Raw genomic sequence first — 14,592 nt, 5'->3', positions numbered from 1 at the left:
TAACGTTTGGAATTCAGCCTTTCCCGCCGCCCTTGGTCCCTATGACCTGGTCAACCTGCACGCCCGAACGCAGGTGCAGGTCGCGCTGCGGGAACGGGATTTCGATATCGTTTTCCTGAAACAGCTCCCAGATCCGCATGTAGACGTCGGACCGGATGTTCGCGATGCCGCTTTCGGGATCCTGAATCCAGAACCGCAGCTCGAAATCGACCGAGCTGTCGCCAAACCCCATCAGGTTGACGCGCGGCTTGGGGTTCTTGAGCACGCGCGGCGTATCGTCGACCGCGCGGTACAGCAGCTCGGTCACCAGCTTCAGATCGCTGCCATACGACACCCCGATCGGGGCCTTCACCCGCACGTCCTTCGAGCTGTAGGACCAGTTCACGACCTGGTTGATCATCAGGTTCTCGTTCGGGATCAGGTGCTCGGTCTGGTCGCGAGTGACCACCGAGATTGCACGAATGCCGATCTTGCGAATCTGCCCGACCGCCTCGTTCCCCGCCTGGTCCGAGACAGAAATCACGTCACCCGGCTTGATCGACTTGTCGAGCAGCAGCAGGATCCCCGAAATCAGGTTGCCGAAGGTCTTCTGCAGGCCAAACCCGATTGCGAGGCCGAATGCGCCGCCAAAGAAAGCGAGCGCGGTGAGATCGATCCCGACCAGATCGACCGTGACGAAGAACGCGATCGTCCAGATGATGATGGTCGCGAGCTTTTCGGCGAGCAGCTTTTGCGCGTCGTCGAAACCTCTCACGCGCTTCAAGCCGCGTCGCGCGAACCGGGTTGCGAACCACGCGACCGTGATGACCACCGCGACCGAGCCAAGCAGGAACAGCACGTCGAACGCGGATATCCGCAGGGACCCGATCACCAGAGCATAGCTATCCAGCGATTCCACCACGGCGGCACCGGTCTGGCTCTGCGATGCGATCCCCTCCTTCGCGCCCTCGGCGACGGTAACCACGGCTTCAGGAGTCGGGCTGGCCTCGACCACGGGCGCGGGGGTCGCGGCGGGCGCGGCAGTCGCGGCGGGCGCGGCAGTCGCCGGCTCGGTGACCGTGGGGGAGGGCGCGGCGGTGGTGGTCATGGCTGGTCCCCGGTTTGACGTTCATCGGTCGCGACCCGCCCGTCGATCGCACCGAGCAGCGCACGCAGCTGTTCGTTGTCGCGCAGGTTGATATCGCGCTGCGGGAACGGGATTTCGACGTCGTGCTGCCTGAACAGCTTCCACAGGTTCTTGAGCACGTCGCTGCGGACATTGCCGACGCCAAGTTCGGGATCGCGGATCCAGCAATGGACGATGAAGTTGACCGAGCTGTCGCCGTATTCGGCCATCCAGACTTCGGGCGGAGGAGTGGTCAGGACCCGCTTCGTGCTGCGTGCGGCTTCGAGCATCAGTTGTTCGGCCTGGTCCATGTCGGCAGAATAGCTCACCCCGACATTGACCTGCATCCGCACCTCCTTGGAGGAATAGGACCAGTTTTCGACCTGGTTGATCATCAGGTTTTCGTTCGGGATCAGGTATTCGCGCCGATCGCGGGTCGTCACCGACACGGCGCGAATGCCGATCTTGCGGATTTCGCCGAAGGTCTCGTTGCCCACCGTGTCGGCGACCGCGATGACGTCCCCGGGCTTGATCGACTTGTCCATCAGCAGGATGATCCCGGCGATCAGATTGCCGAAGGTCTTCTGCAGTCCGAAACCAATCGCGAGACCGAAGGCACCGCCAAAGAAGGCCAGCGTCGTCAGGTCGATCCCGATCAGGTCGATCCCGATGAAGAACGCCGCGCCCCAGATGACGATGGTGCTGATCTTTTCCGCCAGCAGCTTCTGCGTCTTGTCGAACCGGGTAAAGCGATCGACTGCGTTGCCGCTCAGCCGGCTCAGCAACCAGGCCACCGTGATAACCAGCAGGATGACGCCGATCACCAGCAGCGCGTCGAGCACCGAGACCCGGAACTGGCTGGTCTCGAGCGCGAGCGTGTCGAGATATTGCAGGAACGCGCCGGCGGTTTCGCTCTGCTGGGAAACGCCCTCCACGAGGTCTCCGGTGCCCTCGACCACTTCGGTGGGGGTCGGTTCGGGCGTGGGTTCCGGCGTTGGTCCTGTGGTCGGCGGGGCGACGGACGCAGCCTCGCCGACTGCGCCATCCGCAGCCGCGCCGGGCGCGGTGGCGGGATCGACGGCGTCGGTCGGACTGGCTTGCGGCGTCGCTGCGGCGGTCATGAATCGTCCATTCTGGCCAGCGCCTGCGCGAGGTCCGCGATCAGGTCGTCCGGGTCTTCGAGCCCGATCGATAGGCGAATGGCCGCCCGCGCGCCAGCGTCGCCCCTATTCGGGGTGCGCATCGCGGTGCGATGCTGCTGCGGAAAGATCGGCAGGGCCAGGCTTTCGAACCCGCCCCAGCTGTAGCCGATGCCGAACAGGTCGAGCGCATCGACCACCCGCCCGCACGCCCCTTCGTCGGTGGTGTCGAGCGCGAAGCTGAACAGCCCGCACCCTCCGGTGAAATCGCGTTGCCACAGCGCATGGCCGGGATCGTCGGGCAGCAGCGGGCACATCACCCGCGCGACCTGCGGCTGCTGTGTAAGCCACTGCGCTATCCGGAGCGCGCTGGCGGTGCCGCGCTCCAGCCGGATCGCCATGGTCCTGAGCCCGCGCGCGGCCAGCGCCGCATCGTCGGGCGAGACCACCTGCCCCAGTTCCTGCGAGGTGCGCCGCAAGGCGCGATACCAGCGCTCACCCGCGCTGGCCGATCCCATCATCAGGTCCGAATGCCCGCCGACGTGCTTCGACAGGCTCATCATCACGATGTCGCAGCCGTGTTCGAGCCCGGCAAAGCCGAGCGGGCTGGCCCAGGTGTTGTCGATCAGGCTCACCGCGCCGTGCTCGCGCGCGATCGCGGTGAGCGCGGGCACGTCGCACACTTCCATCGTCAGGCTGCCGGGGCTTTCGAGCCACACCGCGCGCACCGGCTGGTCGAACAGCGCGCGATAGGCGCCGGGATCGAGCGGGTCGAAGAACGCGCTTTCGATCCCCATCCGCCTGAGCAGGCCGGTCGTCATGCTGCGCGAGGGATCGTAGGCGTTGTCGGTCATCAGCAGGCGATCGCCGGGCTTCAGCACCGCCAGCAGGCACCCGGCGATCGCCGCGACTCCGCTGGGGTAGAGCACGGTGCCGTGCGCGCCCGGTTCGATCTCGGTCAGCGCCTCGGCCAGCGCCCACTGCGTCGGGGCGCCGCGCCTGCCATAGAAGAACGCGCCGTCCGCATTGCCCTTGCCTGCCGCCTTGCGTGCCGCTTCGCTGGTGTAGAGGTGGGTCGAGGCGCGCCACACCGGCGGATTGACGACCGGACCGGTCCATTCCGCCCGCCGCCCGGCGCGCGTGACGTCGGTCGCGGGCCTGAGGTCCTTGTCTTCGCCCTTCATGCAGGCCCCTGTTGCTTGGGAGTCGCGGGATCGGCGCTCCATTCGACCCAGCTGCCGTCATACAGTGCCACGTCGTCCTTGCCGAGCAGGTGCAGCGCGAACAGCAGCACCGCCGCGGTGACCCCGCTGCCGCAGGTGGTGACGACCGGTCGGTCGAGATCGAGCCCGGACGCGACGAATGCGGCGCGCAGTTCGCCGGGCGATCTGAAGGTGCCGTCGGCCTGGTAGAGCGCGCCGAAGGGCAGGTTGAGGCACCCGGGAATGCGCCCGTTCTGCCCGCCATGCACCGGATCGATCCCGGTGCCGAACACCCGGTCCGCGCCGCGCGCGTCGATCAGCTGTTCGGACAAGCCCTCGAGCAGCGCGAGGATCTGGGCTTTGGAACGCACACCCTCGGGAAGCGGAAGGTCGGGGACCCGAGCGGCGGAAATCTCCGCCATTCCGGATTCGAGCGGACGGCCCTCGTCGCGCCATTTGGCAAGCCCGCCATCGAGGATCGCGACGCTGTCGATCCCGTGCGCGCGCAGGATGAACCACGCTCTCGCGCTAGTCTTGACCGCGCTGTCGTCGTAAACCACCACCCGATCGCCGAGCCGGACTCCGAGTTCGGCGAGCCGTTGGGCCAGCTGGCGCGGGCTGGGTATCGCCGAAGGGACTTCGGAAGCCGTGTCGGTCAGGCTCTCAAGGTCGAGAAACCGCGCGCCGGGTATATGCGCCGCGTCGAATTCCGCGCGCGGGTCGCGGCCGGCGGCGGGCAGGTGCCGCGAGGCATCGAGCACGACCAGACCGGGCGAACCGAGATTGTCCGCAAGCCACTGGGTCGAAACGAGGCTGTCCATCGCTGGCGGAGTAGCGCGGCGCCGCGCGTCCGCCAAGTGTCAGGCGTTTTCGAGGTTCACTTCGCGCGCGCGCAAACCCGGCAACCCGCCGGGCGGCGTATCGAGCCGGATCGGGTGAACCCGGCCCTGGCTGGCAGAGCTCGGCGAACCGACGACGAAACTGCGGGTCAGGCTGTGGCCCCCGGCGCTGAGCACGCGCACGTGCATGAGCGGGATAAACAGCGGCTTTGCTCCCTGCCGCAGCGCCTGAACCTGGGCCAGCGGCAGTTGCAGCTGGCCGCCGAGCACACGGCTTTGATGCGGACCGATCCGGTCGATCGAACCGAACGGCTGGCCCCCGGCGACCGGCGGGGCGTTGGCGCCGGCGCCCTGTGCGCTGGTGAGTTGACCCGAAACCTCGATATCGCGCGCGGCATGGTCCGAACGGTTGGCGATGGTCAGCCGGTATTCGAGTGTGAACATCATCAGGCTGCGGGCGGCGCTGACGATCTCAAGCGTGAGATCGAGCCGGGGCGGCTCGGGCATTGGCGCGGGCTTCGGTTGCTGCACCCCCGGCGCCTCTCGCAACTGGGTCGCGGCGATCGAATTGCGCACTCCGGCAGCGAGCGTCGGCGCGGACAGCTCGGGCCGCGCGGTCGCAAGGCGGCGACGGCGCCATACCAGGAAACCGAGCGCGAGAAGCACCAGCAACACCGTACCGCCGAGCGCGTAGATACGGGTCGGCGAGAGGCTGGCGGCGAATCCTTCCCAGAACGGACTTGCTCCGTCGGCGACATCCGGCCCGTCGGCGGATGGCATGGTCGCCGCCTCTCCCCGGTCTTCGGGTGTGTACCACCCATCGCTCGCGATCGCCGGTCTGGTGTCGCCCGCAGGCGCGGGGCTCTGGTCGGTCGCTACTGTCGGGGGAGGCGGGGCGGTCGCCGAATTGGGGCTGGAAGTCGCTGCGGGAGCAGGCGCACGGCCGGCTTCGCGAGCGGCAGGGGCCGATGGCGACGGAGAAGCGCTGGGCCGCGGCGCAGGAGTGCGCGCGGCGGGAGTCGGCGTGCTGCCGACCGGGGCCGAGGTTGGCGCCGGCGCGGGCGCGGGCGTGGGGGTGGGCGCAGGTGTCGGCTGCACCGGCCGGGTCGGGCGATCTTCCGGGATCACGCGCGGCGCGATCGGCACGCCGGATCTTACATCGACTGGACCCTGCGGCGCGGGAGTCGGGGTCGGGGTGGGATCGGGCAGACGAAAGCTGCCGGGCGATTCCTGCGCGGCCACCGATGCCCCGCCCGGCGCAGCCGCGCACAGGGCGGCGGCGAGTGCGAGGCGCGAGAGGCGCGAAGGGGTGAGCGAATGGGACACGCGATTCCGGTATCAGGCTGTGGATGAACGGGGTTTTGATCACATAATTCGCATTGCGCCCGCGTCCAGTTCCCCGCTTGCATGCGGCATGCTTTCGCGGCAACAGCGCGGCATGGAAAGCACACCCGGCAACGCCCTCGACCCCGCCTTTCTCGGCAAGGACAGCCCGCTTCCCGCATCGCCCGGGAGGCGCAGCTCGACTATGTGCCCAATCCGCGCGCGGATGCCCTGTATCTGGTACGGTTCGTCTCGCCCGAATTCACTTCGCTGTGTCCGGTCACCAATCAGCCCGATTTCGCGCATCTGGTGATCGATTACGCCCCTGGCGCAACGATCGTCGAATCGAAGAGCCTCAAGCTGTTCCTCGGCAGTTTCCGCAATCACAACGGATTTCACGAAGACGTGACGGTGGGGATCGGGCAGCGGCTGTTCGAGGAGATGCATCCGCAATGGTTGCGGATCGGCGGCTACTGGTATCCGCGCGGCGGGATCCCCATCGACGTGTTCTGGCAATCGGGCCCGGCGCCCGAGGGACTGTGGCTGCCCGATCAGGGCGTCGCGCCGTATCGCGGGCGTGGCTAAAACACCTCACTTACCCGTTTATCAGTCGTTTAACCCGAAAAATTCGACCTCAATCCGTCGCGATGCCCTTTTCATTACGTCGCGATTATGTATCAGTCCGTCTTGGAGCGACCGGGGGTCAGCGTGCATTATGCGTGCCATCCGTCCGGAAAATCAGTTCAACCCACCAGGGGGCAATCCATGACTACCACCTCTTCGATCAAGTTTCGTGTTATTGGCGGCGCATCGCTTCTTGCGATTGCCGTAGGGTTTTCTGCAACAGCTTCGGCGCAAGTTGTTACCCAGCCGCAGCCGAGCGTACCGACGCCGACCCCGCCTGCGGCGCCCGCCAACGTCGAAGAGTGCGCGCTTGTCCCGTCCGTGCCGGAGATCGTCTGCGCGCCCGGCACCGATCCCGATGGCATCAGCGAGCCGTTCAACTCGATCGATGCGACCGTTCAGGCCGGTTCGCAGGTCCAGGGCGAGATCAACCTGCTGGTCGGCGTCAATGTGACGATCGATGGCGATATCATCTCGAACAGCGGTCGTGCTGTCGATGTGGGCGAAGCCTCGACCGTCGTGAACAATGGCTTCATTTCCAACGCCGCGACGCCGAACTCGGGCATTATCCGCACCGGCGCAGACAGTACTGTCGTCAACAACGGCATCATTACGTCGGCCCAATCGAGCATGGGTGCGATCGAGGTGCGTGACAACTCAACCGTGACGAACAGTGGGGAGATTTCCCTCACCGGTTTCAACACGATCGGGATTTCCGGCGGCGGTAGCGGCGGCACCCTCTTCGGCAGTGACACGGGTGTGACTGTGATCAACACAATCACCGGTGCGATCTTCAACGACGTCGGTAGGGCGGGTATCTTCCTCGGTGACGACGCCACGGTCGTCAACGATGGTCTTGTCCAGACTTTCGGCAACTTTACCGACGGCGTTATCGTCGGCGACAACAGTTCGGTTACCAACACCGGGATCATCTTTACCACTGGCGATCTTGCAGATGGCGTACTTGCAGGCAACGATGCGACCGTAATCAACTCCGGCTCGGGTCAGATATTCACCTTTGGCGACAACCTCGCTTCGGTTTTGACCGGCACCAATTCGACCGTTCAGAACAACGGCGTGATCCTGACGCGCGGTGACAGCGCAGTGGCCGTGGTCGCGGGCGACGGCTCGACCGTCACCAACAACCCGACCGGGCAGATCGCCACGACCGGCACCAACTCGCACGCCATCGTCATCACCGGCGACGGCACGCTGCGCAATATCGGCGGGCTGATCCAGGCCACCGGAACCGATGCCGCGGGCGTCATCATCACCGGCGCGGGTTCGGTGCTGAACTCGGGCACGATTTCGGCCAGTGGCGGCGGGCGCGCGCTCGACCTCGCGCTGACCTCGACCGTCAACAACCTTGCCGGCGGCGTGATCGCGGCGACGGGGGCCGATGCGATCCGTCTGAGCGGCGCGGCCTCGGTGGTGGTCAACGACGGCCAGATTTCGACCAATGGCGACGGTGCGCTGGGCGTCAACGCGCTCAACAACGTCACCGTCACCAACAACGGCACGATCTCGACCACCGGGATGAACACCGCCTCGGTTGCGACCGGCGTCAATTCGACCGTCTCCAACACCGGTACGATCACTGCGAGCGGCAACAATGCCGTGGCGCTGGTGGTGCGCAACGGCTCCACCGTGACCAACTCGGGCACGGTCTCAACCATCGGCACCAATTCGGGCGCGATCGTCGCGGTCGATAACGCCACGATCACGAACACCGGCATGATCACGACCCTGAGCGCGGGCGCACAGGGTATCACCGTGACCGGCGATGCGACGCTGATGAACTCGGGCACGATCGCCGCCACCACCGCGCGCGGCGTCGATCTCGCCGGCACCTCGACGGTGATGAACTCGGGCACGATCTCCGGCGGCACGGACGGCATCCGCATGAATGCCGGAACGCTGACCAACACCGGCACGATTTCCGGCGATACCGCCGTCAACGCTCCGGGCGGTGTGCAGACCGTGTTCAACTTCGGCACGATCAACGGCACCACCAACGCGGTGGCGCTGGGCGAAGGCGACGACAGCTTCATCAAGACCAATGACGCGTCCGAAACCGGGAATGTCGATGGCGGTGCGGGCAACGATCTCTACGCCCACATCATCACCGACGCGACCAACCGCACGCTCGACATCACGAAGTTCGGCACGACCGTAAAGAACTTCGAAGATATCCGGGTCGGTTCGCAGACCTTCGACTTCACGACCTTCTCGACCATGAGCCCGCCGGCAACCGGCGTGTTCACGCTGACCGGCACCTCGTCGCAGGGCTTCACCGTGGTGAACACCGCGATCCTCGCCGGGACCGTGAACGGGGGCGTGAACTTCATCACCGGTGCCAACACCGGCATCACCACCGGCTTCACCATCGCCGGCGGCGGCGCGATCGTGACCACGGCGAATGGCGAAATCGGGTTTACCGGTGGCGACAACACCGTCCTCACGAACAACGGATCGATCACCACCGGCGGCATGAACACCGCTGCGGTTCTGGTCGGCGCGAATTCGTCCGTGACCAACAGCGGCTCGATCCTCTCGCAGGGCATGAACAGCGTCGCGATCGCGGCGGGTAACGGTTCGACCATCACCAACCGTGCCGGGGCGACGATCACCACGCGTGGCGACGGCGGGTTCAACACCGTCATCAGCGGCAACGGCACGCTCACCAATGCCGGCGTCATCTCGGCTTCGGGCGCAGGCGCGCAGGCCGTGACCATCTCCGGCAACGGGACGGTGACCAACAGCGGCATCATCGCCGCTGCCGGGGGTCGCGCGATCGACATCGGCGGCACCGCCAACGTCACCAACGCCGCAGGCGGCACTATCGCATCGGGATCCGCCGACGCGATCCGTCTCAACGCGGCGGGCTCCACCCTCGTCAACAACGGCGTCATCGCGACCTCGGGCAACAACACCGCGGGTGTGCTGGCGTCGACCACGTCGACCGTCACCAACAACGGCACCGTTACCACCTCGGGGACCGGCGGCGTCGGCATCGTCGCAGGTGCCGTTTCGACGGTGACCAACAGCGCGACCGGCAGGGTCTCGACCACCGGGAACAACGCCGGGGGCGTTATCCTTACGGGAGCGGGCACCTTCACCAACGCCGGCACGATCGCCACGACCGGAACGAACGCGACTGGCGTGCTGTTCACTGGTGCCGCGACGATCAACAACTCGGGCATCATCTCGGCGGCCGCGGCGCGCGCCATCGATCTTGCTGCCGCTTCGACCGTCACCAACTCGGGGACGATCACCGGCGCAACCGACGGTATCCGCTTCAACGCGGGCTCCACGCTCACCAACGCGGCGGGCGGCACGATCTCCGGCGCAACCGGGGTTACCGGCAGCGTCGGCAACGACAAGGTGGTAAACTTCGGTCGCATCACCGGCACCACCGCCGCAGCGGCGCTGGGCGACGGTAACGACGAGTTCCAGCAGTGGACCGGCGCGACCGTGACCGGGGGCGTGAACCTCGGCGGCGGCAACGACACCTTCGTGCTCGAGGGCACGGCGTCGTCGATCGGCGGCGGCGTGAACGGCGGGGCCGGGACCGATCTCGCGATCCTCGGCGGCACCTTCAACGCCGATATCCTCACGGGCTTCGAGAACGTGTCGCTCGGCCGACTGTTCGACCTGCGGGTTTCGGGCAACCGGACCTACACCGGCAACACCACGGTCGATGGCCGGGTGGCGTTCGACCTCGGGGTCGATTCGCTGATCTTCACCGGCAATCTCACGCTTGCGGCGGGTTCGGCGATCACCATCAGGACGCCGCTCGACTTCGCGCTGGCGGGCCAGACGGTGACGGTGATCCGCGACAATGGCGGCACCTTCACCAACAATGGCGGAACCGTCACCGTGATCGACGACGACCTGCTGCTCGACTACCAGGTCATCACCGGCTCGGTGCTCGTGCGGGTCTTCCTCGTCAATCCGCTGGCAGCTTCGCCCGATCAGAACATCGCCAACTTCGGGACCGCGCTGTTCAACGGTATCGGGGCCGGAACGGTCAGCGCTGCCAACCTCGCGGCGTTCAACGCCCTGCCGACGGCCGATGCGCTGTCGGGTGTGGCGGCCGATGCGCTGCCGTCGCTCAGCGGTGGTGTCGCACGCGAGATCTTCGAAACCTCCAACACCGCGAGCCTTGCGCTCGATCGGCACCTGGCGGGCGAAGGTTCGGGCGTCTGGGGCCAGTTCGCGATCCGCGGATCCGAACAGGATGAGCGTTCGCTGTCGGTCGACGGCTATGAATCGGACCAGCTGGTGTTCACCATCGGGGCCGATCTCGCCGCTTCGCCCAACGCCCGCGTGGGCGTGCTCGCCAGCTATGCCGATATCGAGGTCGAAGACTTCGCCGGCAATGTCGAGCAGGACGAATCCGAAGTCGAAAGCATCAAGCTGGGCGCCTATGCCGCCTGGACGCCGACCGATCGCACCTTCGTGAACATGGAGCTGGCATACCTCACCGGGTCGGTCGACACCGCGCGCAACGGGTTCCTCGGGGCGATCACTTCGGGTTACGATTTCAGCGGTTTCGCCGCGCGGCTCGTTGCCGGGTACGATCTGCTGGCCGACGAGAACGTGTCGCTGACCCCCACCATCGGGGTGCACGCGGCGACGCTCGATTTCGACGACACGGTCGAAGCGGGCGGGTTCGGTTTCGCTGTCGAGCGCGAAGAGGAAGTCTTCGTCGAAGGCCGCCTCGGCGTCGAACTCGCGGCGAAGATGTCCGACAAGGTCGGCGGGTTCATCCAGGGCACGGTCATCCGCGACTTCGCCGACAGCTCGCGGATCTTCACGCTCAGCTCGGCCCAGCTGCCGACCTTCACGGCGGTGCTGGCCGAGAACGAGCAGGACCGCTTCGAACTGTCCGCAGGTGCCGATATCAAGGTCAGCGATACCTTCACCATCGGTATCGGCTACCAGGGCGATTTCGCCAGCGGCTACGATGCGCATTCGGCCCGGGCGACCGTCCGGATCGGCTTCTAAGCCAGGCTCCGATGTCAACAACAAGGGGGCGGCCACTGGGTGGTCGCCCCCTTTGTTTTGCGGACCGTATCCCGGGGGTCAGGGCTGGCGTCAGGTTGCGCGCGCGCGGGCCTTCATGATCGCCTTGCCGCGCGCGTCGACCAGCCGGAACGCCTTGAACACCCCGAAACCGGGATCGACCCGCCCCTCGTGCCCGAGCAGCCAGAGCTGCTGGTAGAACCAGTAGATTCCGGCGAAACCGCTGATCGCCTTCATCATCTGAAACCGCTTGAGGAAGCCTAGCCAGTCGGGGATCAGCTCGAGCCCGTCCTCGTAGCGCGGCAATGCGTCGCGCCCTTCCAGAAGCTGGTGCGGCGCGTCGGTCATGACGCACAGCGGACGGCCCAGCCCGATCACGTCCGCCGCACCGATCGCCAGCGCCTGTTCCATCGCGGCGCGGCTGCGGAACCCCCCGGTCACCATCAGCGGCACGCCGACCTCGGCCTGCATCGCCTTGGCGAAATCGACGAAATAGGCCTCGCGCGCCGCGGTCGACCGGGCGACGGTCTGCTGTTCCTCTTCCTCCATCCCCTCAATACCCATCAGCTTGGGCTGTTCGTAAGTCCCGCCCGAAATCTCGATCAGGTCGACAGATGCCGCCTCGAGCCATTTGACCACCGTCAGGCTGTCCTCGAAGGCAAACCCGCCCTTCTGGAAGTCGGCGCTGTTAAGCTTGACCGAAATCGGGAAGTCGTGGCCCGCGGCAGCACGGGTCGCCGCGACAACTTCGAGCAGGAACCGCGCGCGGTTTTCCAGCGATCCGCCATAATCGTCGGTGCGCAGGTTTACGCGCGGGCTCAGGAACTGCGAGATCAGATATCCGTGCGCGGCGTGGATCTGCACTCCGGTAAAGCCGGCATCCCGGCAGGCCTTCGCCGCCATCGCCCAGCGCTCGGCGAGATCGGCGATCTCGTCGGTCGTCAGCGGCGTCGGCTTCCCGAACTGCCCGCCGGGCAGCGCGAGCGCGACATCGGAGGAGGATCTGGGCTGCGGATTGACCAGGCTCGGGGTCTGCCGCCCGCCATGGCTGATCTGTGCCCACAGGTGGTTGCCGCCGCGCGTCCCCGCTTTGGCCCAGCGTTTCAACCGCGCCGCCATGTCGGCATCGGGCTCGCGCTCGATCACCACGTTGCCCGGGCGTTCGAGGTGGTCCCTGTCGATGATGATATTGCCGGTCAGCAGCAATCCCGCGCCGCCATCGGCCCAGATGCCATACAGCCGCTCGAGTTCGGGCGTGGGGCGTCCGTCGGGCGTCGCCAGCCCTTCGGTCATCGCGGCCTTGGCGATCCGGTTGGGCAGCACCGCGCCGCAAGGCAGTGTCAGCGGTCGATCCAGGTTCATGGGCTTCCTCCCGTTTCGGTCGTTATTTGCAACTTATGTAGCGCGCGGTGTGCACGCTGGCCAGCGATCCCGCGATTGACAGCGTGCAGCGGGTCTCATCATACCGGTGCGACGGCAAGGGAGCGTATATTCGCATGAAACTACGAGCATTTCCGGCAGGCTTCGCCGCGCTGTTGGCATCGGGCGTGACCGCGCAGGAGCCGGTCCCGCCGGTCCTGCCGATGTCCGATACCGAGATATCCGCCCCCGCAATGCCGCCGATCCTCCCGATGCGCGCGCGCGCCGAAACGATCGACCGTATTCTTGCCGAGCGGCTCGAAACCGTGATTCCGGCGATCATGCGCGAGCAGGGCATCGACCTGTGGCTGCTGATGGCGCGCGAATATTTCGAAGAGCCGGTGGTCGCCTCGATGCTCGATGCCAACAGCATGAGCGCACGGCGGCGCACGATCCTGATCTTCCACGATCCGGGCGAAGGGCGACCGGTCGAGCGACTCACGGTCAGCCGCTATGGCCTCGCCGGGCTGTTCGAGCCAGCATGGCAGCCCGAGGTTCAGCCCGACCAGTGGCAGGCGGTCGCCGATATCGTCGCCGCGCGCGATCCCCGGCGGATCGCGATCAACTTTTCCGATATCACCGCATTTGGCGACGGGATGACGCTGAGCCAGTACCGCGCGATGAGCGCGAAACTACCGGCGCGCTATCGCGACCGGATCGTCTCCGGCGAGACGCTGGCGGTGCGTTGGCTCGAAAGCCGTACGCCGGGCGAGCTGGCCATCTATCCCGGCATCGTCCGCCTCGCTCACGCGCTGATCGGTCGCGCCTTTTCGCGCGAGGTCGTGACCCCGGGGAAAACCACCGCTGCCGACGTGCAATGGTGGTATCGCGAGGAGCTGGCGCGGCTCGGCCTGACGCCGTGGTTTCACCCCTCGGTCGGGATCCAGCGGCAGGGTGCGACAGGGATGCTGGCGGGCGATACCGTGATCGAGCCGGGCGACCTGCTGTGGACCGATTTCGGCATCACCTACCTGCGTCTCGCAACTGATACCCAGCACCTTGCCTATGTGCTGAAACCCGGCGAGGTCGCGGCGCCGACCGGGCTGCGCGCGGGTCTCGCGGCGACCAACCGGGTGCAGGATCTGCTGCTCGAATCGTTCGAGCCCGGGGTCAGCGGAAACGCGATCCTGGCCGAAGCCCGGCGCAAGGCGCTGGCAGAGGGGCTCGACCCGTCGATCTATTCGCACCCGATCGGGCTGCACGGCCATGGCGCCGGGACCGCGATCGGTTTCTGGGACAACCAGCGCGATGATCCGCGCGGCGAATATCCGGTGCTGGCGGGCACCGCCTGGTCGATCGAGCTGACATCCTATAGCGCGGTTCCCGAATGGGGCGGTCAGCGGGTCGATTTCCGGTCGGAGGAAAACGCGTGGTTCGATGGCGAAACCGTGCGGTTTCTCGATGGGCGGCAGACCGAACTGACACTGATACCGTCCGGGTGATTTTCGGTTTCACGCCCCATTCACGGCCGCTGGATTATTGTGCGACAAGGCATCCGGGGGATCGTCGATGATCTATATCCTGCTGAATTTCCTGCTGATTGCAGCTGCGACTCTGGCCGGTCTGGCGATCGGCATCGTGTGGCTGCGCGCCTCGCGAATGTTGCTGCCGGGGTGGCAGACCCTTGCGCTGGCGGCGCTGGCGGAATTCTGGCTTGCGGCGATCCTGGCCGGGGCGCTGATCCTCGCTCCGCCCGAAGCGGGAGCATGGACCATGGCGCTGGGCAGCGCCTTCGTGATCTGGGTCGGATTCGTGCTGCCGGTGATATGGGTGACCTTTACCGTCTACCGCCTCGAACGGGGATCGGCGCTATCGGCCAGCGCGCACTGGCTGGCGGTGATGCTGACGCAGGCAGCGGTCATGCAGGGCTGGGGACTGACCGCGCCGGGGACTTAGGCCGGAGGGCTGGGTGG

General features: G+C 66.3%; 9 protein-coding genes and 1 pseudogene. 4 read left to right on the top strand and 6 right to left on the bottom strand.

What is annotated here, in order from left to right:
• Nucleotides 1-13: 13 nt before the first annotated feature.
• From KDC96_RS08710 to KDC96_RS08690, 5 genes are read right to left on the bottom strand one after another with little or no spacing between them, the layout of a single operon-like run.
• On the bottom strand, nt 14-1,087 hold the full coding sequence (locus tag KDC96_RS08710; protein WP_212448077.1) for a mechanosensitive ion channel family protein: 1,074 nt from the start codon (nt 1,085-1,087) through the stop codon (nt 14-16).
• Complete coding sequence (locus tag KDC96_RS08705) at nt 1,084-2,226, bottom strand: mechanosensitive ion channel family protein (protein WP_212448076.1); 1,143 nt, start codon at nt 2,224-2,226, stop codon at nt 1,084-1,086. Before KDC96_RS08705 ends, KDC96_RS08710 begins: the two co-directional genes overlap by 4 nt.
• Complete coding sequence (gene metC / locus KDC96_RS08700; protein ID WP_249171730.1) at nt 2,223-3,428, bottom strand: cystathionine beta-lyase; 1,206 nt, start codon at nt 3,426-3,428, stop codon at nt 2,223-2,225. Before metC ends, KDC96_RS08705 begins: the two co-directional genes overlap by 4 nt.
• Nucleotides 3,425-4,267: a sulfurtransferase gene (locus KDC96_RS08695; protein WP_212448074.1), complete on the bottom strand. Its 843-nt coding sequence runs from the start codon at nt 4,265-4,267 to the stop codon at nt 3,425-3,427. Before KDC96_RS08695 ends, metC begins: the two co-directional genes overlap by 4 nt.
• 39 nt (nt 4,268-4,306) lie before the next feature.
• A complete protein-coding gene (locus KDC96_RS08690; RefSeq protein ID WP_212448073.1) occupies nt 4,307-5,611 on the bottom strand; it encodes a hypothetical protein in 1,305 nt (434 codons plus the stop codon).
• Between the two features lie 112 nt (nt 5,612-5,723).
• Between KDC96_RS08690 and queF the strand changes: the two are divergent.
• Nucleotides 5,724-6,193, top strand: a pseudogene (gene queF / locus KDC96_RS08685) (preQ(1) synthase).
• A gap of 180 nt (nt 6,194-6,373) precedes the next feature.
• Nucleotides 6,374-11,242 carry an S-layer family protein gene (locus KDC96_RS08680; RefSeq protein ID WP_212448072.1) on the top strand — a complete coding sequence of 1,623 codons (4,869 nt, stop codon included), beginning with the start codon at nt 6,374-6,376 and terminating at the stop codon, nt 11,240-11,242.
• Nucleotides 11,243-11,332: 90 nt separating this feature from the next.
• Here the strand turns inward: KDC96_RS08680 and KDC96_RS08675 are convergent, their stop codons facing one another.
• Complete coding sequence (locus KDC96_RS08675) at nt 11,333-12,622, bottom strand: NADH:flavin oxidoreductase/NADH oxidase family protein (RefSeq protein WP_212448071.1); 1,290 nt, start codon at nt 12,620-12,622, stop codon at nt 11,333-11,335.
• Between the two features lie 134 nt (nt 12,623-12,756).
• Here KDC96_RS08675 and KDC96_RS08670 point away from each other — a divergent pair, with 134 nt between their 5' ends.
• Both KDC96_RS08670 and KDC96_RS08665 read left to right on the top strand, forming a co-directional pair.
• Nucleotides 12,757-14,121, top strand: a complete 1,365-nt coding sequence (locus KDC96_RS08670) for a M24 family metallopeptidase (protein WP_249171729.1) — start codon at nt 12,757-12,759, stop codon at nt 14,119-14,121.
• A 67-nt stretch (nt 14,122-14,188) separates the two neighbouring features.
• Nucleotides 14,189-14,575: a hypothetical protein gene (locus tag KDC96_RS08665; RefSeq protein WP_212448070.1), complete on the top strand. Its 387-nt coding sequence runs from the start codon at nt 14,189-14,191 to the stop codon at nt 14,573-14,575.
• The last annotated feature ends 17 nt before the right edge of the window (nt 14,576-14,592 follow it).

The sequence above is a fragment of the Erythrobacter sp. JK5 genome, assembly GCF_018205975.1.
In the GTDB taxonomy this organism is placed as follows: Bacteria; Pseudomonadota; Alphaproteobacteria; order Sphingomonadales; family Sphingomonadaceae; genus Erythrobacter.
This window is presented reverse-complemented; position numbering and strand designations above follow the sequence as displayed.

Coding starts and splice junctions, on each gene's coding strand:
- KDC96_RS08710 (WP_212448077.1), bottom strand. CDS start 1,087: ATGACCACCACCGCCGCGCCCTCCCCCACGGTCACCGAGCCGGCGACT.
- metC (WP_249171730.1), bottom strand. CDS start 3,428: ATGAAGGGCGAAGACAAGGACCTCAGGCCCGCGACCGACGTCACGCGC.
- KDC96_RS08680 (WP_212448072.1), top strand. CDS start 6,374: ATGACTACCACCTCTTCGATCAAGTTTCGTGTTATTGGCGGCGCATCG.
- KDC96_RS08695 (WP_212448074.1), bottom strand. CDS start 4,267: ATGGACAGCCTCGTTTCGACCCAGTGGCTTGCGGACAATCTCGGTTCG.
- KDC96_RS08705 (WP_212448076.1), bottom strand. CDS start 2,226: ATGACCGCCGCAGCGACGCCGCAAGCCAGTCCGACCGACGCCGTCGAT.
- KDC96_RS08675 (WP_212448071.1), bottom strand. CDS start 12,622: ATGAACCTGGATCGACCGCTGACACTGCCTTGCGGCGCGGTGCTGCCC.
- KDC96_RS08670 (WP_249171729.1), top strand. CDS start 12,757: ATGAAACTACGAGCATTTCCGGCAGGCTTCGCCGCGCTGTTGGCATCG.
- KDC96_RS08665 (WP_212448070.1), top strand. CDS start 14,189: ATGATCTATATCCTGCTGAATTTCCTGCTGATTGCAGCTGCGACTCTG.